The sequence below is a fragment of the Pseudoduganella sp. genome (genome assembly GCF_041914865.1).
Classification (GTDB): Bacteria; Pseudomonadota; Gammaproteobacteria; order Burkholderiales; family Burkholderiaceae_D; genus Rugamonas.
This window is the reverse complement of sequence record NZ_JAYSCO010000083.1, coordinates 1-20,483: the sequence shown is the minus strand read 5'-3', so window position 1 is coordinate 20,483 and position 20,483 is coordinate 1. Positions and strand designations below refer to the sequence as shown.

21 protein-coding genes are annotated in these 20,483 nt (G+C 65.5%); 11 read left to right on the top strand and 10 right to left on the bottom strand.

The window, feature by feature from the left end; translation table 11 throughout:
- Positions 1-66 precede the first annotated feature (66 nt).
- The 6 genes from ACE3TQ_RS25075 to ACE3TQ_RS25050 are packed head-to-tail and all read right to left on the bottom strand — an operon-like array spanning position 67 to position 5,493.
- Complete coding sequence (locus ACE3TQ_RS25075) at positions 67-378, bottom strand: DUF6516 family protein (RefSeq protein ID WP_374586159.1); 312 nt, start codon at positions 376-378, stop codon at positions 67-69.
- A gap of 25 nt (positions 379-403) precedes the next feature.
- Positions 404-952, bottom strand: a complete 549-nt coding sequence (locus tag ACE3TQ_RS25070; RefSeq protein ID WP_374586157.1) for a hypothetical protein — start codon at positions 950-952, stop codon at positions 404-406.
- The gene (locus ACE3TQ_RS25065; RefSeq protein ID WP_374586155.1) at positions 952-3,261 is read right to left on the bottom strand and encodes a UvrD-helicase domain-containing protein; all 2,310 of its coding nucleotides are present in this window, start codon (positions 3,259-3,261) and stop codon (positions 952-954) included. The genes ACE3TQ_RS25070 and ACE3TQ_RS25065 overlap by 1 nt, the downstream gene beginning before the upstream one ends.
- Positions 3,262-3,305: 44 nt before the next feature.
- Entirely contained in the window at positions 3,306-4,082 is a 777-nt protein-coding gene (locus ACE3TQ_RS25060; protein ID WP_374586153.1) for a BPSS1780 family membrane protein, read from the bottom strand.
- Positions 4,082-5,038: a homoserine kinase gene (locus ACE3TQ_RS25055; RefSeq protein WP_374586151.1), complete on the bottom strand. Its 957-nt coding sequence runs from the start codon at positions 5,036-5,038 to the stop codon at positions 4,082-4,084. The genes ACE3TQ_RS25060 and ACE3TQ_RS25055 overlap by 1 nt, the downstream gene beginning before the upstream one ends.
- 35 nt (positions 5,039-5,073) lie before the next feature.
- Entirely contained in the window at positions 5,074-5,493 is a 420-nt protein-coding gene (locus ACE3TQ_RS25050; RefSeq protein ID WP_374586149.1) for a hypothetical protein, read from the bottom strand.
- 119 nt (positions 5,494-5,612) lie between these two features.
- Between ACE3TQ_RS25050 and polA the strand changes: the two genes are divergently transcribed.
- From polA to ACE3TQ_RS25015, 7 genes are all read left to right on the top strand, one after another.
- Entirely contained in the window at positions 5,613-8,363 is a 2,751-nt protein-coding gene (polA, locus tag ACE3TQ_RS25045) for a DNA polymerase I (protein ID WP_374586148.1), read from the top strand.
- Positions 8,364-8,437: 74 nt separating this feature from the next.
- Complete coding sequence (locus ACE3TQ_RS25040; RefSeq protein WP_374586146.1) at positions 8,438-9,289, top strand: dienelactone hydrolase family protein; 852 nt, start codon at positions 8,438-8,440, stop codon at positions 9,287-9,289.
- A gap of 131 nt (positions 9,290-9,420) precedes the next feature.
- Positions 9,421-10,134, top strand: coding sequence for a ZIP family metal transporter (locus ACE3TQ_RS25035; RefSeq protein ID WP_374586144.1), 714 nt, complete (start codon positions 9,421-9,423; stop codon positions 10,132-10,134).
- A gap of 55 nt (positions 10,135-10,189) precedes the next feature.
- Complete coding sequence (tagH, locus tag ACE3TQ_RS25030; RefSeq protein WP_374586142.1) at positions 10,190-10,792, top strand: type VI secretion system-associated FHA domain protein TagH; 603 nt, start codon at positions 10,190-10,192, stop codon at positions 10,790-10,792.
- A 3-nt stretch (positions 10,793-10,795) separates the two neighbouring features.
- Entirely contained in the window at positions 10,796-11,566 is a 771-nt protein-coding gene (locus ACE3TQ_RS25025) for a PP2C family serine/threonine-protein phosphatase (protein WP_374586140.1), read from the top strand.
- The gene (locus ACE3TQ_RS25020) at positions 11,563-13,323 is read left to right on the top strand and encodes a protein kinase (RefSeq protein WP_374586138.1); all 1,761 of its coding nucleotides are present in this window, start codon (positions 11,563-11,565) and stop codon (positions 13,321-13,323) included. The genes ACE3TQ_RS25025 and ACE3TQ_RS25020 overlap by 4 nt, the downstream gene beginning before the upstream one ends.
- A 2-nt stretch (positions 13,324-13,325) precedes the next feature.
- Positions 13,326-13,799, top strand: coding sequence for a TssQ family T6SS-associated lipoprotein (locus ACE3TQ_RS25015; protein ID WP_374586136.1), 474 nt, complete (start codon positions 13,326-13,328; stop codon positions 13,797-13,799).
- A 3-nt stretch (positions 13,800-13,802) separates the two neighbouring features.
- Here ACE3TQ_RS25015 and ACE3TQ_RS25010 read toward each other — a convergent pair whose 3' ends face one another.
- Positions 13,803-13,988, bottom strand: coding sequence for a hypothetical protein (locus tag ACE3TQ_RS25010; protein ID WP_374586134.1), 186 nt, complete (start codon positions 13,986-13,988; stop codon positions 13,803-13,805).
- Positions 13,989-14,183: 195 nt separating this feature from the next.
- On the opposite strand from ACE3TQ_RS25010, the gene ACE3TQ_RS25005 reads away from it, so the two are divergent.
- Positions 14,184-14,912, top strand: a complete 729-nt coding sequence (locus tag ACE3TQ_RS25005; RefSeq protein ID WP_374586132.1) for a hypothetical protein — start codon at positions 14,184-14,186, stop codon at positions 14,910-14,912.
- A gap of 25 nt (positions 14,913-14,937) precedes the next feature.
- Here the strand turns inward: ACE3TQ_RS25005 and ACE3TQ_RS25000 are convergent, their stop codons facing one another.
- From ACE3TQ_RS25000 to ACE3TQ_RS24990, 3 genes are read right to left on the bottom strand one after another with little or no spacing between them, the layout of a single operon-like run.
- Positions 14,938-15,792, bottom strand: coding sequence for a sulfurtransferase (locus tag ACE3TQ_RS25000; protein ID WP_374586130.1), 855 nt, complete (start codon positions 15,790-15,792; stop codon positions 14,938-14,940).
- Positions 15,793-15,800: 8 nt separating this feature from the next.
- On the bottom strand, positions 15,801-16,715 hold the full coding sequence (locus tag ACE3TQ_RS24995) for a DMT family transporter (RefSeq protein WP_374586128.1): 915 nt from the start codon (positions 16,713-16,715) through the stop codon (positions 15,801-15,803).
- Complete coding sequence (locus ACE3TQ_RS24990) at positions 16,715-17,815, bottom strand: aromatic ring-hydroxylating dioxygenase subunit alpha (RefSeq protein WP_374586126.1); 1,101 nt, start codon at positions 17,813-17,815, stop codon at positions 16,715-16,717. Before ACE3TQ_RS24990 ends, ACE3TQ_RS24995 begins: the two co-directional genes overlap by 1 nt.
- A 258-nt stretch (positions 17,816-18,073) precedes the next feature.
- On the opposite strand from ACE3TQ_RS24990, the gene ACE3TQ_RS24985 reads away from it, so the two are divergent.
- The 3 genes from ACE3TQ_RS24985 to dxs all read left to right on the top strand — a co-directional run.
- A complete protein-coding gene (locus ACE3TQ_RS24985) occupies positions 18,074-18,313 on the top strand; it encodes an exodeoxyribonuclease VII small subunit (RefSeq protein ID WP_161026507.1) in 240 nt (79 codons plus the stop codon).
- A complete protein-coding gene (locus ACE3TQ_RS24980) occupies positions 18,310-19,200 on the top strand; it encodes a polyprenyl synthetase family protein (RefSeq protein ID WP_374586123.1) in 891 nt (296 codons plus the stop codon). The genes ACE3TQ_RS24985 and ACE3TQ_RS24980 overlap by 4 nt, the downstream gene beginning before the upstream one ends.
- Position 19,201: 1 nt before the next feature.
- The coding region (dxs, locus tag ACE3TQ_RS24975; protein WP_374586121.1) for a 1-deoxy-D-xylulose-5-phosphate synthase at positions 19,202-20,483 on the top strand (1,282 nt) is incomplete at its 3' end.

The window sequence follows — 20,483 nt, the reverse complement described above, 5'->3', positions numbered from 1 at the left end:
CCTCGTCCTTTCCGCGTAGGCGGCGGCCGAAGGCCGAGGGCGAGGAGGAAGTCAAAACTAGCTGCTTCATTTGCGATTCCTCTTCAAAAATGCTTGCCAGTCGCGGGTGAAGCTCTCTTCAATGTCTGAGAATTTAACCAGATCCACCGGTTCGGTGGACCCCATGAAATGGCGATGATGAGGACCATGGGCATTGTCATAACCGACAACGCGTCCGTTATCTTTTGCAAAGAGTCGGAGTTTGATGTAGGCGAGGTTGTAGCGTGTAATATTGCCGGCCTCATCCATCCAAAGCTCATAGTGGACGCTCCCATTTCCGAGTGCAAAAGGGAATGTTACTCCGGCTTCTGAACTTTTTCTGGCCTCGCATGCTGCAATCGTGTCACGTATACCTCTTGCGGGCTTAGATTTTGCTCAATGCTGTGACCCTTTGTAGCAGGCGCAGGGCGGGGTAGTCGGCCAACTGCAGATATCTGCGCCGGTAGTAGCAGTCCCAGTAGCTGATTGCGCGGCGGTGCGTTGTGGCGACGAATTGCGGGTTGGTGGCGGCGAAGTGCTGCCAGGCGGGGAGCACGTCAGGGGCGAGGCCGGAGTCGATGGCGAGCACGATTTCGACCACGTATTCGCCGAGCATGGCGAACAGGAAGGGGATGACCCACTCGCTGCGTTCATGCAGCAGGGCGCGCACGCATCGTTCGCGTAAGTATCCATCGTGGTGGCGCGTGCCGAGGCAGTTGCGGATGGTATCGTCGAGTGGGTCGCCGCCGCTCGCTGGCAGTGCGCTGCGGTAGTAGAGACGGCTTGGAAGGACGAGCTCTTCGCCGTTGACGTAGATGTGGGGGCCGTGCGGGTGAGGTGCGTGCTGTTCGCCGTGCGCCAGTTCCTGCGCAATGCGTGCCACGCGTTCGGAAAGCGCGGCCGGGAACGCGAAGGTTTCCGGCCGCGCTGCCATCAGACGCGTTCCAGCTTGGCGACCGAAAGGTCGAGCACCTTGATGCCGGCGCTGCCGAAGTTGATTTGCGCGCGGCAGTTGGCGCCGCTGCCTTCCAGGTTGATGATGACGCCTTCGCCGAACTTGGCGTGCGCCACCGATTCGCCGATGCGCCAGCCGCCGGAGCCGCCGGCGCGTTCGTTCATGCGCGCGGCGAGGCGGTTGTCGGCGCTCGGCACGGACGGCATTTCATCCCAGGCCGATTTGCGCGAGCCGGTGCTGAACCAGTTGCCTTGCTGGACGCGCGCGGTCAGCCACTTGAGCGACTCTTCCGGCAGCTCGTCGAAGAAGCGCGACTTCATGTTGTAGCGCGTCTGGCCGTGCAGCATGCGCGTCTGGCAGAAGGACATGTACAGGCGCTTGCGGGCACGGGTGATGGCCACGTACATCAGGCGCCGTTCTTCTTCCACGCCGCCGTCTTCCTTCGAGCTGCTCTCGTGCGGGAACAGGCCTTCTTCCAGGCCGGTGATGAAGACGTTGTCGAACTCCAGGCCCTTGGCCGAGTGAACGGTCATCAGCTGCAGCGCATCCTGGCCTTCCTGCGCCTGGTTGTCGCCCGCTTCCAGCGAGGCGTGCGAGAGGAAGGCGGAGAGCGGCGACATGACGGTGGCGAGCGGCGTGTCGGCGTCGATAATTTCCACGCCGTCGGCCACCACCACCTGTGCGCCGGCTGCGGCGGAAGCCTGCGGGCCGAGATGCGCCGGGGCGTCCTGGCCGAAGCCTTCTTCCGACACGAACTGGGTCGCGGCGCTGACCATCTGCTCCAGGTTTTCCACCCGGTCGGCGCCTTCTTTTTCGTTCTGGTAGTGCTGCAGCAGGCCGGACGAGTCGAGCGTCACGCGCACCAGTTCCGGCAGCGCCATCTGCTGCGTCTCGAAGCGCACGCTTTCAATCAGCTTGGTAAAGCCGCCCAGTGCGCTGCCCGCCTTGCCGACCATATACGGCACGGCGGCATACAGCGAGCAGTTGTAGGTGGCGGCGGCGTTCTGCAGCTGCTCGATGGAGCGCGCGCCAATGCCGCGCGCCGGGAAGTTCACCACGCGCAGGAAGGCCGAATCGTTGTGCGGGTTGTCCATCAGCTGCAGGTAGGCGATGGCGTGCTTGACCTCGGCGCGCTGGAAGTAGCGCAGGCCGCCGTACACGTGGTACGGCATGCCGGCCGAGAACAGCGCGTGTTCGATCACGCGCGACTGCGCGTTGGAGCGGTACAGGATGGCGATCTCGCGCCGCATTTCGCCTTCGGCGATGCGCGCCTTGGCTTCCTCGATGATCCACTGCGCTTCCTGCAGGTCGGAGCTGGCCTCGTACACGCGCACCGGCTCGCCGTGGCCGGCGTCGGTGCGCAGGTTCTTGCCCAGGCGGCGGCTGTTGTTCGAGATGAGCATATTGGCCGCATCCAGGATGTGGCCGTGCGAGCGGTAGTTCTGTTCCAGCTTGATCAGGTTCTTGACCTGGAATTCGCTCTCGAAGGCCTGCATATTGCCCACGTTGGCGCCGCGGAAGGCGTAGATGCTCTGGTCGTCGTCGCCCACGGCGAACAGCGCGCCGCCGAATGGCGAGCCGTGGCCGGCCATCAGTTTCAGCCAGGCGTACTGCAGGTTGTTGGTATCCTGGAACTCGTCCACCAGGATGTGGCGGAAGCGCTGCTGGTAGTGCTGGCGCAGCGGTTCATTGCGCGACAACAGCTCATAGGTGCGCAGCAGCAGTTCGGCGAAATCCACCACGCCTTCGCGCTGGCACTGGTCGTCGTACAGCTGGTACAGCTCGACCAGCTTGCGCTCCATCGCGTCATAGGCCTCCACCTGCGAGGCGCGCAATCCCTGGTCCTTGTTGTTGTTGATGAAGTACATCACCGTCTTCGGCGGGAACTTCTCGTCGTCGATATTGTTCGCCTTCAGCAGGCGCTTGATCATCGACAGCTGGTCCTGCGTGTCGAGGATCTGGAAAGTCTGCGGCAGCGCCGCATCCTTGTAGTGGGTGCGCAGCAGGCGGTTGCACAGGCCGTGGAAGGTGCCGATCCACATGCCGCGCGTATTGATCGGCAACATGGCGCCCAGGCGCGTCAGCATTTCCTTCGCCGCCTTGTTGGTGAAGGTCACGGCCAGCACGCCGGCCGGCGACACTTGCCCGGTCTGGATCAGCCACGCGATGCGGGTGGTCAGCACGCGCGTCTTGCCCGACCCGGCGCCGGCCAGGATCAGGGCGTTTTGCGGTGGCAGGGTGACTGCTGCGAGTTGTTCGGGATTGAGGTTGTGGAGGAGATTCTGCATCCCGCCATTATACCCGGCGGGCCGCCCGGGCAGCGGCCGGCAGCTTAGCCGGCGGCGTCGGCCGGGGCGCTGGCCGCGCCGCCAGGGGCGCCGAAAATGCCGCAGTAGGCGGCGTACACGGCGCACTGGAAGATCATGGCGATAATCATCCACAGCGACTGCACCAGCGCCATGCCGAACAGGCCGCCGCCGGCCAGGGCCAGCACGATCTTTGTGGTCAGCATGATAATCAGCACCCAGCAGGCGAAGAACAGGATGAAGGTGCGCAGGGCGCGCCAGACGGCGAAGAAACTGTAGAACAGGGCCTTGCCCACGCCCATCCGCTGCCAGTAGATCAGCGGCGCGGCGAACAGCATCGCCATGCTGAGCGGCAGGGAAAGCAGGAACACCACCAGCATGGCCCAGCCGAAGTTGCCGGCCGCCGCCGCTTCCGGCGTCAGCTTCTGCTCGGCGATCTGGCGGATGGTGTCGCTGCCGACGATGGAGACCATGACCACGGCCAGCAGCGCGGCCGCCAGCACGAACAGTGAGCCGAGGCCGGCCAGGCGCGGCAAGATTGGCTTCTGGAAGATGGGGCGCAGCATCTCCGGCGTCAGGCGCTGGTTGCTGTCGATGGCGGCGCAAGCCTGCACGAAGACGGCCGTAAACACCGGCGCCAGCACGAACTGCGCCAGCTGGCCGAGCAGGGGGATGATGCTGAGCAGGGCGGCCACGACCATGAAGGCCAGCATCAGCAGCATCAGCCCGCCGGGCTGTTTGCGGAACAGGCCGAAGCCTTGGCGGATCCAGGCCAGGCCAGCGCTGGCGGCAATCTTACTCATTAATACAGCTCCGGTGCCGGGACGGCAATGCGCTCGCGCAGGATGCGCTCAAAGTGGGTCGGGTCGTGCGGCGTCAGCAGCTGCGCCGCGCGCGGCAGGTAAAAGTCGTACAGGCGGCTGATCCAGAAGCGCAGCGCGCCGGATCGCAGCAGGGCAGGCCACAGGGCGTGCTCGGTGGCGCTGAACGGGCGCACGGCGTGGTAGGCGTCCAGCATGGCGCGCGCGCGCGCCGTGTCGATCCGGCCGCTGGCCAGGTCGATGCACCAGTCGTTGACGGTCACCGCCACGTCGAACAGCCAGCTGTCGCAGCCGGCAAAGTAGAAGTCGAAGAAGCCGGTCAGGCGCTCGCCGTCGAACATCACGTTGTCGCGGAACAGGTCGGCGTGCACCGGGCCGCGCTGCAGGGCGTGGTAGTCGGCGGAGGCGTGCAGCGCTTCCTGGAACTTCATTTCCTCGTGCAGCAGGTGGGCCTGTTCCAGCGCCAGGTGCGGCAGCACGGCGGCGGTGGCTTCGCGCCACCACGGCAGGCCGCGCAGGTTGGGCTGGCTGAGCGCGAAGTCCTGGCCGGCCAGGTGCATGCGCGCCAGCATGGCGCCGACGGCGGCGCAATGCACCGGCTGCGGCGCCATCTGCGGCTTGCCTTCCAGCTTGGAGACGACGGCGGCCGGCTTGCCGTGCAGCGGCACGCACAGGTCGCCCTGCGCGTTCGGGACCGGGGCCGGCACCAGCACGCCATGCTGGGCCAGGTGGCGCATCAGCTGCAGGTAGAAGGGCAGCTGGGCGAAGGTCAGGTTCTCGAAAATGGTGAGCACGTACTCGCCGCGCTCGGTGGTGATGAAGAAATTGCTGTTCTCGATGCCGGACGCGATACCTTTCAGCGCAACGGCTTTGCCAAGCGGGAATTGGGTGATCCAGTGGCCGACATCTTCCAGAGTGACCGGGGTAAAAACTGCCATGAGAAACCAGGTTAAGTGTTCGTGGGGGCGCGCGCTTATTTCGTCGCAGGCGCGGCCGGCTGGGCTGGCGGCGGTGGCGGCGGTGGGCCGTCCTCCTTGTCCGCTTCCTCGGCAGAGCGTTTCTTCTTCTTGCTGAGGATGTCGAACTCCAGCACGGTCCACTGCGGGCCACGGTTGGCCGAGCCGGCGGCGTCGCCGGGCAGTGCGCTGCCAGCCGGGGTATTCGGCTTGACGGTGTACGTGCTCTTGCCGCTCTTGACCTTGGCTTCGGTCACGCGGCCACCTTCGCGCTTCTCAACGATCCTGGTTTCCGGGCTGGGCTTGGAGGTGACCGTTACAGGATTGTCAACTTCCTCGATTTTTTCCAGCTGCGGCGGCGGTGGCGCGGATTGCGCAACGGCGCCGGTGGCCAGCAGGACGAGGGGGAGGGCAAGCCAGGAAGTTGGGGCGCGCATGATGGGATTTCGCTAGTTTTATCGGTTTAACCATTGTATCAAAAGCCCCCCTGTACCGTTGCAAAACTCTGCGATAATGGAATATTGCGCTTTACGCCACATCTCTTCTCGCTCCTATTATGCAAAAGACCCTGTTGCTGGTCGATGGTTCCAGCTACCTGTACCGTGCCTTCCACGCCTTGCCCGACCTGCGCAGCGCCGAGGGTTATCCGACCGGCGCCATGCACGGCATGGTGAATATGCTGCGCCGCCTGCGCGCCGACTATCCCGCCGCCTACATCGCCTGCGTGTTCGACGCCAAGGGCAAGACCTTCCGCGACGATATGTATCCCGACTATAAGGCGACGCGCGCGCCGATGCCGGACGACCTGCGCCTGCAGATCGAGCCGATCCACGAGGCGGTGCGCGCCATGGGCTGGCCGATCCTGATGGTGGAAGGGGTGGAGGCGGACGACGTGATCGGCACCCTGTCGGTGCAGGCGGAAAAGGCCGGCATGGACGTGGTGATTTCCACCGGCGACAAGGACCTGGCGCAGCTGGTCACGCCGCACGTCACCCTGATCAACACCATGACCAACGAAAAGCTGGACGAGGCGGGCGTGCTGGCCAAGTTCGGCGTGCCGCCGAACCGCATCATCGACTACCTGACCCTGATCGGCGACACCGTCGACAATGTGCCGGGCGTGGCCAAGTGCGGCCCGAAGACCGCCCTCAAATGGCTGCAGGAATACGACAGCCTGGATGGCATCATGCAGAACGCCGACAAGATCGGCGGCGTGGTGGGCGGCAACCTGCGCGCCGCGCTGGAGTGGCTGCCGAAAGGCCGCGAGCTGATCACCGTCAAATGCGACTGCGACCTGTCGGCGCACATGATGTCGATTTCCGAATCGCTGGGCGCCAAGGATGAAGACCGCGAACTGCTGATCGCCTTCTTCACCAAGTACGGCTTCAAGACCCTGCTGCGCGAGCTGTCCGCCCTGACCCCGGCCGCGCCGGCGCCAGGCGGGGCCGCCGCCGCCCCCGCGCCGGGTGCCACGGCCGACCTGTTCGCGGCGCCGCCGGCCACCATCAGCTACGAAACCGTGCTGACCGAGGAGCAGCTGCAAGCCTGGCTGGCGCGCATCGACGCCGCCGAACTGACCGCGCTCGATACCGAGACCACCTCGCTGGAACCAATGCTGGCCGAAATGGTCGGCATTTCCCTGTGCACCGAGCCGGGCATCGCCTGCTACATCCCGCTGGCGCACCGCTACCCGGACGCGCCGCAGCAGCTGCAGCGCGACTGGGTGCTGTCGAAGCTGAAGCCGTGGCTGGAAGACGGCACCAAGCCCAAGCTGGGCCAGAACCTGAAGTACGACGCCCACGTGTTCGCCAACCACGGCGTGACCCTGCGCGGCATCGTGCACGACACGCTGCTGCAGTCGTACGTGTTCGAATCGCACCGCACGCACGATATGGACAGCCTGGCCATGCGCCACCTGAACCACAAGACCATCGCCTATGAAGAAGTGTGCGGCAAGGGCGCCAGCCAGATCGGCTTCGACCAGGTCGAGATCGGCCGCGCCACCGAGTACGCGGCGGAAGACGCCGACATCACGCTGCGCCTGCACCTGGCCATGCACGGCCAGGTCACCGGCGACGAAGGCCTGACCCACATCTACAGCAAGATCGAGCTGCCGACCGCCGTGGTGCTGCAAAAAATCGAGCGCAACGGCGTGCTGATCGACGCCGGCCTGCTGGCCACGCAATCGAATGAGCTGGGCGCGCGCATCCTGGAGCTGGAGCAGAAGGCCTACGAGCTGGCCGGCCAGCCGTTCAACCTCGGCTCGCCCAAGCAGATCGGCGAGATCTTCTTCACCAAGCTGGAACTGCCGGTGGTGAAGAAGACCCCGAGCGGCGCGCCATCGACCGACGAAGAAGTGCTGCAGAAGCTGGCCGAGGACTACCCGCTGCCGAAAGTGCTGCTGGAGTACCGCGGCATGGCCAAGCTCAAGTCGACCTATACCGACAAGCTGCCGAAGATGATCAACCCGGCCACCGGCCGCGTGCACACCAATTACGCGCAAGCGGTGGCGATCACCGGCCGCCTGGCCTCGAACGACCCCAACCTGCAGAACATCCCGGTGCGCACCGCCGAGGGCCGCCGTATCCGCGAAGCCTTCATCGCGCCGCCCGGCTCGCACATCGTATCGGCCGACTACTCGCAGATCGAGCTGCGCATCATGGCGCACATCTCGGGCGACGAAGCGATGCTGAAAGCCTTCGCCGAGGGCGAGGACATCCACCGTGCCACCGCCGCCGAGATCTTCGGCGTGGCGCCGGCGGACGTGCAGCCGGAGCAGCGCCGCTACGCCAAGGTGATCAACTTCGGCCTGATCTACGGCATGAGCGCCTTCGGCCTGGCCGCCAACCTGGGCATCGACCGCAGCGCCGCGCAGAACTACATCGACCGTTACTTCGCCCGCTTCTCCGGCGTCAAGCGCTATATGGACGAAACGCGCGCCGAAGCCAAGGCGCGCGGCTACGTGCAGACCGTGTTCGGCCGCCGCCTGTGGCTGCCCGAGATCAACTCGCCGAACGGCCCGCGCCGCCAGGGCGCCGAACGCGCCGCGATCAACGCCCCGATGCAGGGCACGGCGGCGGACCTGATCAAGCTGGCCATGATCGCGGTGCAGGACTGGCTCGAACGGGAAGGCCTGCAGTCCAAGATGATCATGCAGGTGCACGACGAACTGGTGCTGGAAGTGCCGGACGCCGAACTGGCCCTGGTGCGCGACATGCTGCCCAAGCTGATGTCCGGCGTGGCCGAACTGAAAGTGCCGCTGGTGGCGGAAGTGGGCGTCGGCTGCAACTGGGAAGAGGCGCACTGAACGCCAAAATTTGTCATGACTGACAAATTTTGGCAGTCCGCGGGCGACAAACCTTGTCAACAAAAGGAGAATGCATGAAGGATCTGCAGCAAGCCGGCCTTGAGCGCCGCGACTTCATCAAAACCGCCATTGGCACCGGCTTTGCCGCCGCGGTCATGCCGGTCCAGGCGCAAACCCTGGTCAGCACGGACAGCGCCGGCCTGGTGGCCGGCACCATCCATATCAAAGTCGGTGGCCAGACAGTCCCGGTGTACCGCGCCCAGCCGGAGGGCAAGAGCAAGCTGCCCGTCATCCTTGTCGTTTCCGAGATTTTTGGCGTGCATGAGCACATCGCCGACGTTGCCCGCCGCTTCGCCAAGGCCGGCTACCTGGCCCTGGCGCCCGACCTGTTCGTGCGCCAGGGGGACCCGGCGCGCGAGCCTTCGGTGGCCGAACTGATGAAAAACATCATCACCCGCACCCCCGACGAGCAGGTGATGGCCGATCTCGACGCCGTGGTGGAGTGGGCGCGCACTTACGGCGCCGACACCAGCCGCCTTGGGGTCACCGGTTTCTGCTACGGCGGCCGCATCACCTGGCTGTACAGCGCCCACAATCCGCAAGTCAAAGCCGGCGTCGCCTGGTACGGGCGCCTGGCGGGCGAGCGCACGCCCGCCTGGCCCAAGCTGCCGGTCGACGTGGCGGGCGCCCTGAAAGCCCCGGTGCTCGGCCTGTACGGCGGCAAAGACCAGGGCATCCCGCTCGACACGGTGGAACAGATGCGCACCGCCCTGGCGCAGGCGGGTAACAGCAAATCGCAGATCCACGTCTACCCGGACGCCCCGCACGGCTTCTACGCCGACTACCGCGCCAGTTACCGCGCCGACGCCGCCCAGGACGGCTGGCAGCGCGCCCTGGCCTGGTTCAAGACCCACGGCGTGGCCTGAAGTTAGCGAAAAATGCGGCCGGGCGGTAAAATGCCCGGTTTGCATGCAAAGGAAGCGCCATAGATCCCGTCCTGACCTCCATCCTGCTGGCCACCACGATTGCCGGCGTTGCCTCCATTACGGCAGCGGCGGTGTTTTCGTTCGCCTTGCTGTCCAAGGTGGTGGAGAAAATGGTCAGCCTGTCGGTCGGCATCATGCTGTCGACGTCCTTGCTGCATGCGCTGCCGGAAGCGTTTGAGTCGGGCGCCGATCCGCGCCACCTGTTCGGGGCGCTGCTGGCCGGCTTGCTGGCCTTCTTCCTGCTTGAAAAACTGGCAATCCTGCGCCATTCGCACCACCATGAGCACGATGGCCACCACCATCACCATGGCCACGATAAGCAGGAGGCGGGCCGCGCCGGCTGGATGATCCTGGTCGGCGACGGCATGCACAATTTCACCGACGGTATCCTGATCGCGGCGGCTTTCCTGGCCAATCCGCAGCTGGGCATCGTGACCGGCATCGCCATCATCGCCCACGAGATCCCGCAGGAAATCGGCGACTTCATCGTGCTGCTGAACGCGGGCTTCTCGCGCAAGCGCGCCTACGTCTATAACCTGCTGTGCAGCCTGCTGTCCGTGGCCGGCGGCCTGCTCGGCTATTACACGCTGGACAAAGCCACCAACCTGATCCCGTACGTGCTGGTGTTCGCATCGTCCGGCTTCATCTACATCGCCGTCAGCGACCTGATGCCACAAATGCAACGCCGCGCCACCATGCGCGAAACCATCCCGCAGGTGCTGCTGATCGCCTTGGGTGTTGCAATTGTGCTATTCCTGACCGCTGCAGCGCACGATACACATTAAGTAGTTTCCGTCTGGCATCATATTTGCTACGCTTAGGGGAATAGGAGACCCCCCGATGCTCGACACTACGACTGAACACCATAACGCCGACACCCTGATGGCCGCCTTCCAGCGCGGCGCCGGCGTGCAACCGAACTGGCAACTGACGCCGGAATTCATGGAAATGCTGGGCAAGCTGGTGGCCACGTCGATCGGCGGCGCGTACAGCTTGCTGGAAGCGCGCGCTGAACTGAAGCGCGATATCCATGCCGATGCCACCGTGGTGGTGGTGCGCAACAACAATCCCCTCAAGTTCCTGCCTGACGGCCAGGCCGCCCTGACCCAGATGCTGCGCAAGAAGATGCCCGGCTTTATGGGACCGGTCGAAGCATTGGAAGATGCATTCGCCGACCTGTCGGCGCACCAGCAGTGCGTGATGGCGGGCATGGAAGGCGCCGTGGCGGAAGCCCTTGGCCGCATTGCGCCGGAGGCAATCGAGGCGCGCCAGCGCAGCGGCATGCTGGCGGCGGCGCTGCCGGTGCTGCGCAAGGCGGCGCTGTGGGACCGCTACTGCGCCAAGCATGCGGCCCTGGTCGATGCGGCCAGCGCCGATTTCCATGGCACGCTGGGCGATGCGTTTTTGGGTGCTTACGAGCGCCGGCTGGATGAGATGGAGTAAATCATGGCTGATATGTCCCAGCGCCTGGCGCTGAACGTGGCGGAGGTCAGCTCCGTCGGCGGGCGCGCTTCCAACCAGGATGCGATCGGCCGCGCCGAGCGCGGCGAGCTGGCCTGCTTCGTCGTCTCCGACGGCGCCGGCGGCCATGAGGGCGGCGAGGTGGCGGCGCGCACGGTGGTGCAGTCGGTGCTGTCCACCTTCGGCGACAAGCCCGGCTTCAGCGCCGATGCCACGCCCGCCATGGTGGCGGAAGCGGCCATCGCGGTGGCGCGCCGCAAGGCGCAGCGCCCGGCGCTGCAGGGCATGAGCGCCACCGTGGCGCTGGCGCTGGTGGACCGGGCCGGGGCGCAGGCAACCTGGGCGCATATGGGCGACACGCGCATCTACCTGTTCCGCGGCGGCCGCCTGCTGCAGGCCACGCGCGACCACAGCATGGTGCAGCAGATGATCGATGCCGGCCTGGCGGCGGGCGCCGATCCGCGCAGCCATCCCAAGCGCAACGTGCTGTATGCGGCGATCGGCACCGACAACGAGGTGCAGCCATCGGTGCAGCCGCCGCTGGCGCTGCAGCCGGGCGATGCGATCCTGATCTGCACCGACGGCCTGTGGGAGTGGGTGGCCGAGCCGCAGATGGAGCTGCTGCTGGCGCAGTCGAACAGCGCGCAGCAATGGCTGGATGCGATCTGCGCCGTGGCCGACGAGCGTTCCGGCCTGGCGCACAAGGCGCGCGACAATTATTCGGCGCAAGCCATCTTTATCGGCGAGGCGCCATGAACAAGCCTGCTGAACTGCCGAACTGCCTGCCGATCGGCACCCGCCTGGGCGAGTTCGAGATCCGCGAGGTGATCGGGGAGGGCGGCTTCGGCATCGTCTACCTGGCCTTCGACCATTCGCTGCAGCGCACGGTGGCGGTGAAGGAGTACATGCCGGCCGCGCTGGCGGCGCGCGCTTCCGACCACACGGTGTCGGTGCGTTCCAAGCGCCATGCGGAGGCATTCGGCGCCGGCCTGCGCAGCTTTATCAACGAGGCGCGCCTGCTGGCCCAGTTCGACCATCCGGCGCTGGTCAAGGTGTACCGCTTCTGGGAGGCGCACGGCACGGCTTACATGGCCATGCGCTATTACGAGGGGCGCACCTTCAAGGCGGTGTGCCGCGATAATCCGGAGCTGGTGAACGAGGCCTGGCTGAAGCGCCTGCTGCAGCCGGTGCTGGGGGCGCTGGAGGCGCTGTACGCGGCCCAGATCCTGCACCGCGACGTCTCGCCCGAGAACATCATGATCCAGCCGGACGGCCAGCCGGTGCTGCTCGACTTCGGCGCGGCGCGCCAGATCGTGCAGGATATGGCGCAGTCGCTGACCGTGATCCTGAAGCCGGGCTTTGCGCCGGTGGAGCAGTATGCGGATGACGAGTCGATGCGCCAGGGGCCATGGACCGATATCTATTCCCTGTCGGCGGTGATGTATGCGGCCATTACCGGCAAGGCGCCGCCGGCGGCGGTGGCGCGCATGCTGAATGATCCGATCGAGCCGCTGGCGATTGCCGGCCGGCCCGGCTACAGCATGCAGTTCCTCGATGCCATCGACCGCGGCATGGCGGTGCGGCCGGAAGTGCGGCCGCAATCGATCGCGGAGTTTGCGGCGCTGCTTGGCCTGAACGAGGCGCCCGCCGAAACCCGCGGCGCGCCAGCCGCCAGCCAGCCGGTCGGCGCCAGCGCGCCGCACGGTGCCGCCCCGGCGCCGGCCCCGGCCGCTGCCCCGGCTTCTGCGCCAGTCGCCGCTGCCACCGCCGCTCCTGCCGCGCCGGCCGCCGCGCCGGCGGCTGCTGCCCCTGCCGCCGGGACCAAGGCTGGCAAGGCGCCCGGCGCCGTTCCCGCCGAGGCGGCGGCAAGCGCCAGCGGCAAGCCATCCGGCAGCGCTGCACCTGCCAAAGGACAGCGCGCGGGCACTGGCAAAGACTCGAAGCCCGGCGCCAAGCCAGGCCAGCGCAGTGCCAAGGCGCCCGCCGCTCCTCCGGCAGCCAGCGGAAAGAACAAACTGATCGGCGCCGGCATCGGCGCGCTGCTGCTGGTTGCGGCTGGCGCTTTCTGGTTCGCCGATGGCAGCCCGGTCGCCCCGGTCGTGGCCGAAACCGCCAGCGTGGACGAAGCACCGGCCAGCCAGGCCGCGCCGGAAGCATCGGTTGCTACGGCCATCGCCGCCGGCGCCAGCGCCGCCGCCAGCGAAGCGCTGGCCACGCCAGCCGGCGCCAGTGCCAGTGCCAGTGCCAGCACCAGCACAAACTCCGCGCCCGACGCACAAGCCGTTGCCAGCGCTCCCGCCGCGCCTACCAGCGGCAGCCTGACCATCGCCGTGCAGCCCTGGGCTACAATCTATGTGGACGGCGTACAGAAAGGCATTACACCGCCTTTGAAAAAGCTGACGCTGCCCCTGGGCGAACATGAGGTGCGCCTGGAGAACCCCAACTTCCCAGCCTATGTGCAGAAGGTCACGATCGACGGCAGGAAGTCCGTGACCATCAAGCACGATTTTTGACAATGAAGAATAAGATTTACCTGACTGCCCTTACGCTGCTGCTGGCTGGCTGCGAAACCATGAACCCGCCGCAGCAGCAGGAGGCGCCAGCCAGCGCCGTGGCCAGGGAGCCGGCGCCGGTCGCCGCCAAGCCTGCGGCACCGGCGGCGCCGGCCGCAGCGCCCGAATTGCCGCCGGCGCGCAAGGCGCTGAATGCCGGCATCGACATGTACAAGGCCGGCAATTTCAATGGCGCCATCAAGCAGCTCAGCACCGCACCGGAGCTGGCCAAGGCCGAAACGGCGCTGCAGGTGGAAGCGCTGAAATATACCGCTTTCAGCTACTGCGTCACCAACCGCACCACGCTGTGCCGCCAGCAATTTGTCAAAGCCTTCAAGCTCGACAAGTCGTTCGACCTGAGCCAGGGGGAGAAGGGGCACCCCTTGTGGACGCCATCGTTCGAGCGCGCGCGCAAGGAAGCCGGTATCAAGAAGTGAGGACTAGTGGACGACGCGCAGCGTCGGCGTGTGGCGCAGGAGGTTGGCGATTTCCTCGTCCTGGAAACCGTTCTTTTTCAGGAAGACCCACGCATGGATGCTGCCGGCTTCCACATTGATGCGCATGGCAATCTGGACCACGTCCTGCGAAGCAAAGTCCGCAGCCGCCAGTTCGGTTCTCTTCTTCATAACATTGCCCTCGCGACAAAGTCCCTTATCTCGGAAGGACTCTCAAGCTTATAGTCACATGTTCGCGCCCAAATTTCCAACGAAATGCGGGACGTTGCGGCAAGCGCGCCACGTTGTAATACACTTGTCACAATCTTTCCTTAGGCTGGCAGCATGATCTGGACAATGTTGAATACCTGGTACGGGCAACGCCTTATGCAGCGTTCGCGGCATCGCAAAGCCCTCAAGGAACTCCCACCGAGCCTATACGATTACTGGAAAAGCAGCGCCCGCAACGAATACCACGGCATCCCGACGGATGCCGTTTTTTTTGCCCGCTCGGTGATCGGCCTGCTCGATTTCTTCGAATGCGCCGCCAAGGGGCGCGAGCCGTGCGCCTTGCCTTCCAAGGCCGCCGATTCGGTGTGGCACGCCTGGCTGCGGTTGTCGCCGCTGAAACTGGAAACGTTCTGCCGCAAGCACTTTGGCCGCGTGGTGCCGCATGTGGAGGGTGCCGCCATGGGCGGCAAGCTCGACGACGCGCTGGCGGTGTGCCTGGTGCGGGCGCGCAAGGCGGAAGGGATCAAGGCTGAAGGGCCGCGCCTGCCGGCGCTCTTCCTGCTCGATAAGAAAGTGAAGATGCCGTTTGGCTACGGCTACGGTGTGCTGCGCGGCCAGCCCGGCTACAGCCAGCTCGACGCGGCAGGGCGCTTCGATCCGGTGCTGGCCTGCCCGCCGCAGCTGGCTGCGGCGGGCTTGCTGGGCGCCGGCCTGATTACTGCCGCCCAGTATGCGGAGTTCGAACAACGGGCTCGCCAGCAAGCCAACAGCAGCGGCAGCAGCTGTGGCAGCGGCTGCGGCAGCTCGCTCGACTGCAGCAGCTCTTCCAGCTGCGACAGCGGTGGCAGCAGTTGCGGCAGCGGCTGCGGCGGAGGCGGCGACTAGCGCCGCGTCGATGCCAGGCCTGGCATCAGGCCGGGCCGGTGGCGATGGGGCGGCCGGAGCTGGCGCACCATTCGGACCAGGAGCCGGGGTAGAGGGCGGCGCCGTGCATGCCGGCGATTTCCAGCGCGAGCAGGTTGTGGCAGGCGGTGACGCCGGAGCCGCATTGCATGATCGCCTTGGCCGGTTCGCCGACCACGGCGGCCAGTTCGGCTTGCAGGGCGGCGGGTTCTTTGAAGCGGCCGTCCGCTTGCAGGTTGTCCTTGAAGAAGCGGTTGCGGGCGCCCGGGATATGGCCGCCGACCGGGTCGATCGTTTCGTTCTCGCCGCGGAAGCGGTCGTTGGCGCGGGCGTCAATCACCTGGTAGCGGGCGCTTTCCAGGTTTTCGACCACGTCGGCCACCGTGACGGTGCGCGCCAGGGTGTGCTTTTCCGTGATGTTGCCGCGCGGGCGGGCGGCCACCGGGGTCACCAGCGGCAGGCCGGCGGCGTTCCACGCGGCCAGGCCGCCATCGAGCACGGCCACGGCGCTGTGGCCGATCCAGCGCAGCAGCCACCACAGGCGGGCGGCGTACATGCCGCCGTGCGCGTCGTACGCCACCACCTGGGTGTCGTCGTTGATGCCCCAGGCGCGCAGCGTTTCCAGCAGGCGCGCTCGCTCGGGTAGTGGGTGGCGGCCGCGGAACACGCCGTCGGCGCCGGTCTTGGGGCCGGACAGGTCGGTGTCGATATTGGCGAACTGCGCGTTCTGGATGTGGCCTTCGGCGAAGGCGTTGCGGCCGAAGTCGGGGTTCAGCAGGTCGTGGCGGCAATCGAGGATGACCCATTGCGGGTCCGTCAAATGCTGCGACAAAGTGTTGGCGTCGATCAGGGTGGTATGCATGGGGCTCCTCAGACTTCGCTGGCGATCGGGTCGGTGTTGGCGATGGCCTTGCCGCGCTCCGTGTTGCGGGTATTGTAGAACGTGGCGGCGACGCCGGACAGCACGATGATGCCCATGCCCAGCCAGCTCAGCCAGTCGAAGCTGTCGGCGAACAGCAGCACGCCCCAGACGCTGGAGAAGACGATGCCGCTGTACTGCAGGTTGGCCACCACCAGGGTCTTGCCGACGCGGTAGGCGCGCGTCATGGCGACCTGGGCGGCGGTGGCGCACAGGCCGGTGCCCAGCAGGAGCAGGGCGCCGTAGCCGCTGTCAAGCGGGGTCCAGTGCCAGCCGGAGCCGGCCACGTGGCCGGCAAAACCGGCGGCGAAGTTCATGCCGGCGAAGTAGAACACGACGCGCGATTCCGGTTCGCCGGCCAGGCCCAGCTTGCGCACCTGCATATAGGCCATGGCGGTCAGCACGGAGGAGCCGAGCGCCACCAGGGCGGGCGTGAGCTGGTTGGCGTGGAAGGCCGGCTGCAGCAGGCAGGTGACGCCGACGAAGCTGAAGGCGATGGCCAGGATCAGCGGCCATTCGACATGGTTCTTGCGGTGCCACCAGCCGTGCGCGAACAGCCAGAGCGCGATCCAGATCGGCGACAGGTAGTTCAGCGTCATGGCCGTGGCCAGGGGCAGGGCGGCGATGGTGTAGTACCAGAGCCAGAGCGAGGCCACGCCGACCACGCAGCGCCACAGGTGGGCCAGGGGCATGGTGGTTTTGAACGATCCGCCTTGCAGGCGGATCATGGCGCCAAGGATCACCAGGCCGATGATCCCGCGGTACATCACAATCTCTGAAGTGCTATAGAGGTCGGAGGCCAGTTTCACGCACACGCCCATGGCGGCGAACAGGAAACTGGCAAGTAGCATCCAGAGTGATTGCATCAGACTTCCAGTTTGCTCCGGTACCATTCATGGAAGTGCTGCATGCCGTCTTCCATCGGCGATTGATACGGGCCGGCGTCGTTCTCGCCGCGTTCCAGCAGGATCTTGCGGCCGGCGTCCATGCGCATGCCGATTTCGTCGTCTTCGACGCAGGTTTCCATGTAGGCGGCGCGTTCGGCTTCGATGAACTCGCGCTCGAACAGCACGATTTCTTCCGGATAGTAGAACTCCACCACGTTGCGGGTGCGGTTCGGGCCCTCCGGCCACAGGGTCGAGACCACCAGCACGTGCGGGTACCATTCGACCATGATGTTCGGGTACAGCGTGAGCCAGATGGCGCCGTGCTTGGGCGGTTCGCCGTTGCGGAACTTGAGCAGCTGCTCGTGCCACTTCTGGTAGGTGTCGGAGCCGGACTTCTTCAGGCCGCGGTTCACGCCCACGGTCTGCACGCTGTAGTCCTGGCCGAATTCCCAGCGCAGGTCGTCGCAGGTGACGAAGCTGCCCAGGCCCGGGTGGAACGGTTCGACGTGGTAGTCCTCCAGGTAGACCTCGATGAAGGTCTTCCAGTTGTAGTCGCAGTGGTGCACTTCCACGTGGTCCAGCATGTAGCCGCTGAAATCCAGGTCCTTGGTCACGGACAGCGTTTTCAGCTTGTCCATCACGTTGTAGCCGTTTTGCTCGAACAGCAGGCCGTTCCAGTTTTGCAGCTGGACTTTGGGCAGGTTCAGGCACGGCGTGTCCGGGAAGTGCGGCGCGCCAATCAGCTCGCCCTTCAGGTCGTAGGTCCAGCGGTGCAGCGGGCAGACGATGGTCTCGGCATTGCCGCGGCCATTGAACATCAGCGCCTGGCGGTGGCGGCAGACGTTGGACAGCAGTTCGATCCCGTTGGCGTTGCGCACCAGCATGCGGCCTTCATTTTCAGCCGCCAGCGTGGCAAAGTCGCCAACGTTGGGCACCATCAGCTCATGGCCGACGTAGCGCGGTCCTTTCTTGAACAGTTCCTGCATTTCACGCTGCAGCAGCGTTTCGTCAAAATAGACGTTGACCGGAAGTTGCGCGTTCGAACGCGCCAGCTTGGCGTGGCTACCCAGATCGGACATCCAAACCCCCCTTAATTAAATATCAAACCAAGAAGAGAAAGATCCGCAAAGACCTGAATTCAGAGAATAAAAACGGTATTTCGGACAGAACCGGAGATTATAGCGTGAAATGGACTATCTTCGCTGAACTTTCTGGGGCGGGGCGCCCGCCTGCCAGCATGATGGGAATTGCAACGTTTGCGCCGAATTAGAACCCGGTTTTTAGACCGGCAACAGGACTTTGTTCTAAAATAGCGGGCTAAACTCAAGTTATATGTCATGCCCAAGAAAATGAATGCGCCCGCCACCTTCGAGGAAGCCATGGCCGAACTGGCCCAGCTGGTAACCCAGATGGAAGCCGGCCAGTTGCCGCTGGAAGCCTCGGTCGCCGCCTATGCGCGCGGCTCGGAATTGGTGAAGTTCTGCGCCGGCCAGCTCGACAAGGTCGAAGCCCAGGTCAAAGTGCTGGAAGGCGATATGCTCAAGCCTTTCGCCGAAGGCGAGGAGGCGGCCCAATGACCGCATCGTTCCAGGACTGGATGAAAACCATCCAGGCCGGCATGGAGCAGGACCTGGCGTCCTACCTGCCGGCCGAAGACGCGGTCCCGGCCAAACTGCACGCCGCCATGCGCTACGCCGTCCTGGACGGCGGCAAGCGCGTGCGCCCGCTGCTGGTGCACGCGGCCGGCGCCCTGTTTGGCGCCGACGCGCAGGCCCTGAGCCGCGCCGCCGCCGCGCTGGAAATGATCCACGCGTATTCGCTGGTGCATGACGACATGCCGTGCATGGACGACGACGAGCTGCGCCGCGGCAAACCGACCGTGCACGTGGCTTACGACGAAGCGACCGCGCTGCTGGTGGGCGATGCGCTGCAGGCGCAGGCCTTCGGCGTGCTGGCCGGCGTCGACTCGGTGCCGCCGCAGCGCCTGGTGGCCATGCTGCGCCTGCTGGCCGATGCCGCCGGTTCGGCCGGCATGTGCGGCGGCCAGGCCATCGACCTCGACAGCGTGGGCCTGAGCCTGACGCTGGAGCAGCTGGAGCGCATGCACCAGCTGAAGACCGGCGCGCTGCTGCGCGCCTCGGTCGTGCTGGGCGCCATGGCCGGCAAGGATTTGACGGAAGCCGAGCTGGCGGCGCTGCACGACTATGCGCGCGCCATCGGCCTGGCTTTCCAGGTGGTGGACGATGTATTGGACGCCACGGCCGATTCGGCCACGCTGGGCAAGACGGCCGGCAAGGATGCGGCGGACAACAAGCCGACGTATGTCTCCATCCTGGGCCTGGAACCGTCGATCGCCCTGGCGGAAAAACTGCGGCAGGACGCGCACGCTGCGCTGGCGCCGTTCGGAGAACAAGCTCTGCGCCTGCGTGAACTCGCGGACCTGATCGTGCAGAGGAAAGCTTAAAATGAAACTGCTTGACACCATCAACAACCCGGCCGACCTGCGCAAGCTGCAGCGCCACCAACTGACCCCGCTGGCCGACGAGCTGCGCGCCTTCCTGCTCGATTCCGTCTCCAAGACCGGCGGCCACCTGTCGTCCAACCTGGGCACGGTGGAACTGACCGTCGCGCTGCACTACGTCTTCAACACGCCGCAGGACCGCATCGTGTGGGACGTGGGCCACCAGACCTATTCGCACAAGATCCTGACCGGCCGCCGCGACCAGTTCCATACGCTGCGCCAGCTGGACGGCATTTCCGGCTTCCCGCGCCGCGTGGAATCGGAGTACGACACCTTTGGCACCGCGCACTCGTCGACCTCGATCTCGGCTGCGCTGGGCATGGCCATGGGCGCCAAGATCAAGGGCGAACAGCGCCACTCGATCGCCGTCATCGGCGACGGCTCCATGACCGCCGGCATGGCGTTCGAGGCGCTCAACAACGCGGGCGTGGAGAAGGACTGCAACCTGCTGGTGATCCTGAACGACAACGACATGTCGATCTCGCCGCCGGTCGGCGCGCTGAACCGCTACCTGGCGCGCCTGATGTCGGGCCAGTTCTATGCCGCCTCCAAGAACGTGGCCAAGTCGGTGCTGCCGGCGCCGCTGCTGGAAGTGGCCAAGCGCCTGGAAGAGCATGCGAAAGGCATGGTGGTGCCGGCCACCATGTTCGAAGAACTGGGCTTCAACTACATCGGCCCGATCGACGGCCACGACCTCGATTCGCTGATCCCGACCCTGCAGAACATCAAGCAGCTGAAAGGCCCGCAGTTCCTGCACGTGGTCACGCGCAAGGGCCAGGGCTACAAGCTGGCCGAGGCCGAGCCTATCCTGTACCACGGTACCGGCAAGTTCAACCCGGCGGAAGGCATCAAGCCGGCGCTGGCGCCGTCCAAGAAAACCTATACCGAAGTATTCGGCGACTGGCTGTGCGATATGGCCAAGGCCGACAAGCGCCTGGTCGGCATTACGCCGGCCATGCGCGAAGGCTCGGGCATGGTGCGCTTCGATAAGGAGTATCCGGACCGCTACTTCGACGTCGGCATCGCCGAGCAGCATTCGGTGACCTTCGGCGCCGGCCTGGCCTGCGAAGGCCTGAAGCCGGTGGTGGCGATCTACTCGACCTTCCTGCAGCGCGCCTACGACCAGCTGATCCACGACGTGGCGCTGCAGGACCTGGACGTGACCTTCGCACTGGACCGCGCCGGCCTGGTGGGCGCCGACGGCGCGACCCACGCCGGCAACTACG

What these genes read in the sequence shown, in the direction of transcription:
- ACE3TQ_RS25050 (WP_374586149.1), bottom strand. Translation starts at nt 5,493, where the DNA reads ATGCGCGCCCCAACTTCCTGGCTTGCCCTCCCCCTCGTCCTGCTGGCC.
- ACE3TQ_RS25000 (WP_374586130.1), bottom strand. Translation starts at nt 15,792, where the DNA reads ATGCATACCACCCTGATCGACGCCAACACTTTGTCGCAGCATTTGACG.
- ACE3TQ_RS25025 (WP_374586140.1), top strand. Translation starts at nt 10,796, where the DNA reads ATGGCTGATATGTCCCAGCGCCTGGCGCTGAACGTGGCGGAGGTCAGC.
- tagH (WP_374586142.1), top strand. Translation starts at nt 10,190, where the DNA reads ATGCTCGACACTACGACTGAACACCATAACGCCGACACCCTGATGGCC.
- ACE3TQ_RS24980 (WP_374586123.1), top strand. Translation starts at nt 18,310, where the DNA reads ATGACCGCATCGTTCCAGGACTGGATGAAAACCATCCAGGCCGGCATG.
- ACE3TQ_RS25055 (WP_374586151.1), bottom strand. Translation starts at nt 5,038, where the DNA reads ATGGCAGTTTTTACCCCGGTCACTCTGGAAGATGTCGGCCACTGGATC.
- ACE3TQ_RS24990 (WP_374586126.1), bottom strand. Translation starts at nt 17,815, where the DNA reads ATGTCCGATCTGGGTAGCCACGCCAAGCTGGCGCGTTCGAACGCGCAA.
- ACE3TQ_RS25070 (WP_374586157.1), bottom strand. Translation starts at nt 952, where the DNA reads ATGGCAGCGCGGCCGGAAACCTTCGCGTTCCCGGCCGCGCTTTCCGAA.
- ACE3TQ_RS25005 (WP_374586132.1), top strand. Translation starts at nt 14,184, where the DNA reads ATGCAGCGTTCGCGGCATCGCAAAGCCCTCAAGGAACTCCCACCGAGC.
- ACE3TQ_RS25065 (WP_374586155.1), bottom strand. Translation starts at nt 3,261, where the DNA reads ATGCAGAATCTCCTCCACAACCTCAATCCCGAACAACTCGCAGCAGTC.
- ACE3TQ_RS24985 (WP_161026507.1), top strand. Translation starts at nt 18,074, where the DNA reads ATGCCCAAGAAAATGAATGCGCCCGCCACCTTCGAGGAAGCCATGGCC.
- ACE3TQ_RS25020 (WP_374586138.1), top strand. Translation starts at nt 11,563, where the DNA reads ATGAACAAGCCTGCTGAACTGCCGAACTGCCTGCCGATCGGCACCCGC.
- ACE3TQ_RS25015 (WP_374586136.1), top strand. Translation starts at nt 13,326, where the DNA reads ATGAAGAATAAGATTTACCTGACTGCCCTTACGCTGCTGCTGGCTGGC.
- ACE3TQ_RS25040 (WP_374586146.1), top strand. Translation starts at nt 8,438, where the DNA reads ATGAAGGATCTGCAGCAAGCCGGCCTTGAGCGCCGCGACTTCATCAAA.
- ACE3TQ_RS25010 (WP_374586134.1), bottom strand. Translation starts at nt 13,988, where the DNA reads ATGAAGAAGAGAACCGAACTGGCGGCTGCGGACTTTGCTTCGCAGGAC.
- polA (WP_374586148.1), top strand. Translation starts at nt 5,613, where the DNA reads ATGCAAAAGACCCTGTTGCTGGTCGATGGTTCCAGCTACCTGTACCGT.
- ACE3TQ_RS25060 (WP_374586153.1), bottom strand. Translation starts at nt 4,082, where the DNA reads ATGAGTAAGATTGCCGCCAGCGCTGGCCTGGCCTGGATCCGCCAAGGC.
- ACE3TQ_RS24995 (WP_374586128.1), bottom strand. Translation starts at nt 16,715, where the DNA reads ATGCAATCACTCTGGATGCTACTTGCCAGTTTCCTGTTCGCCGCCATG.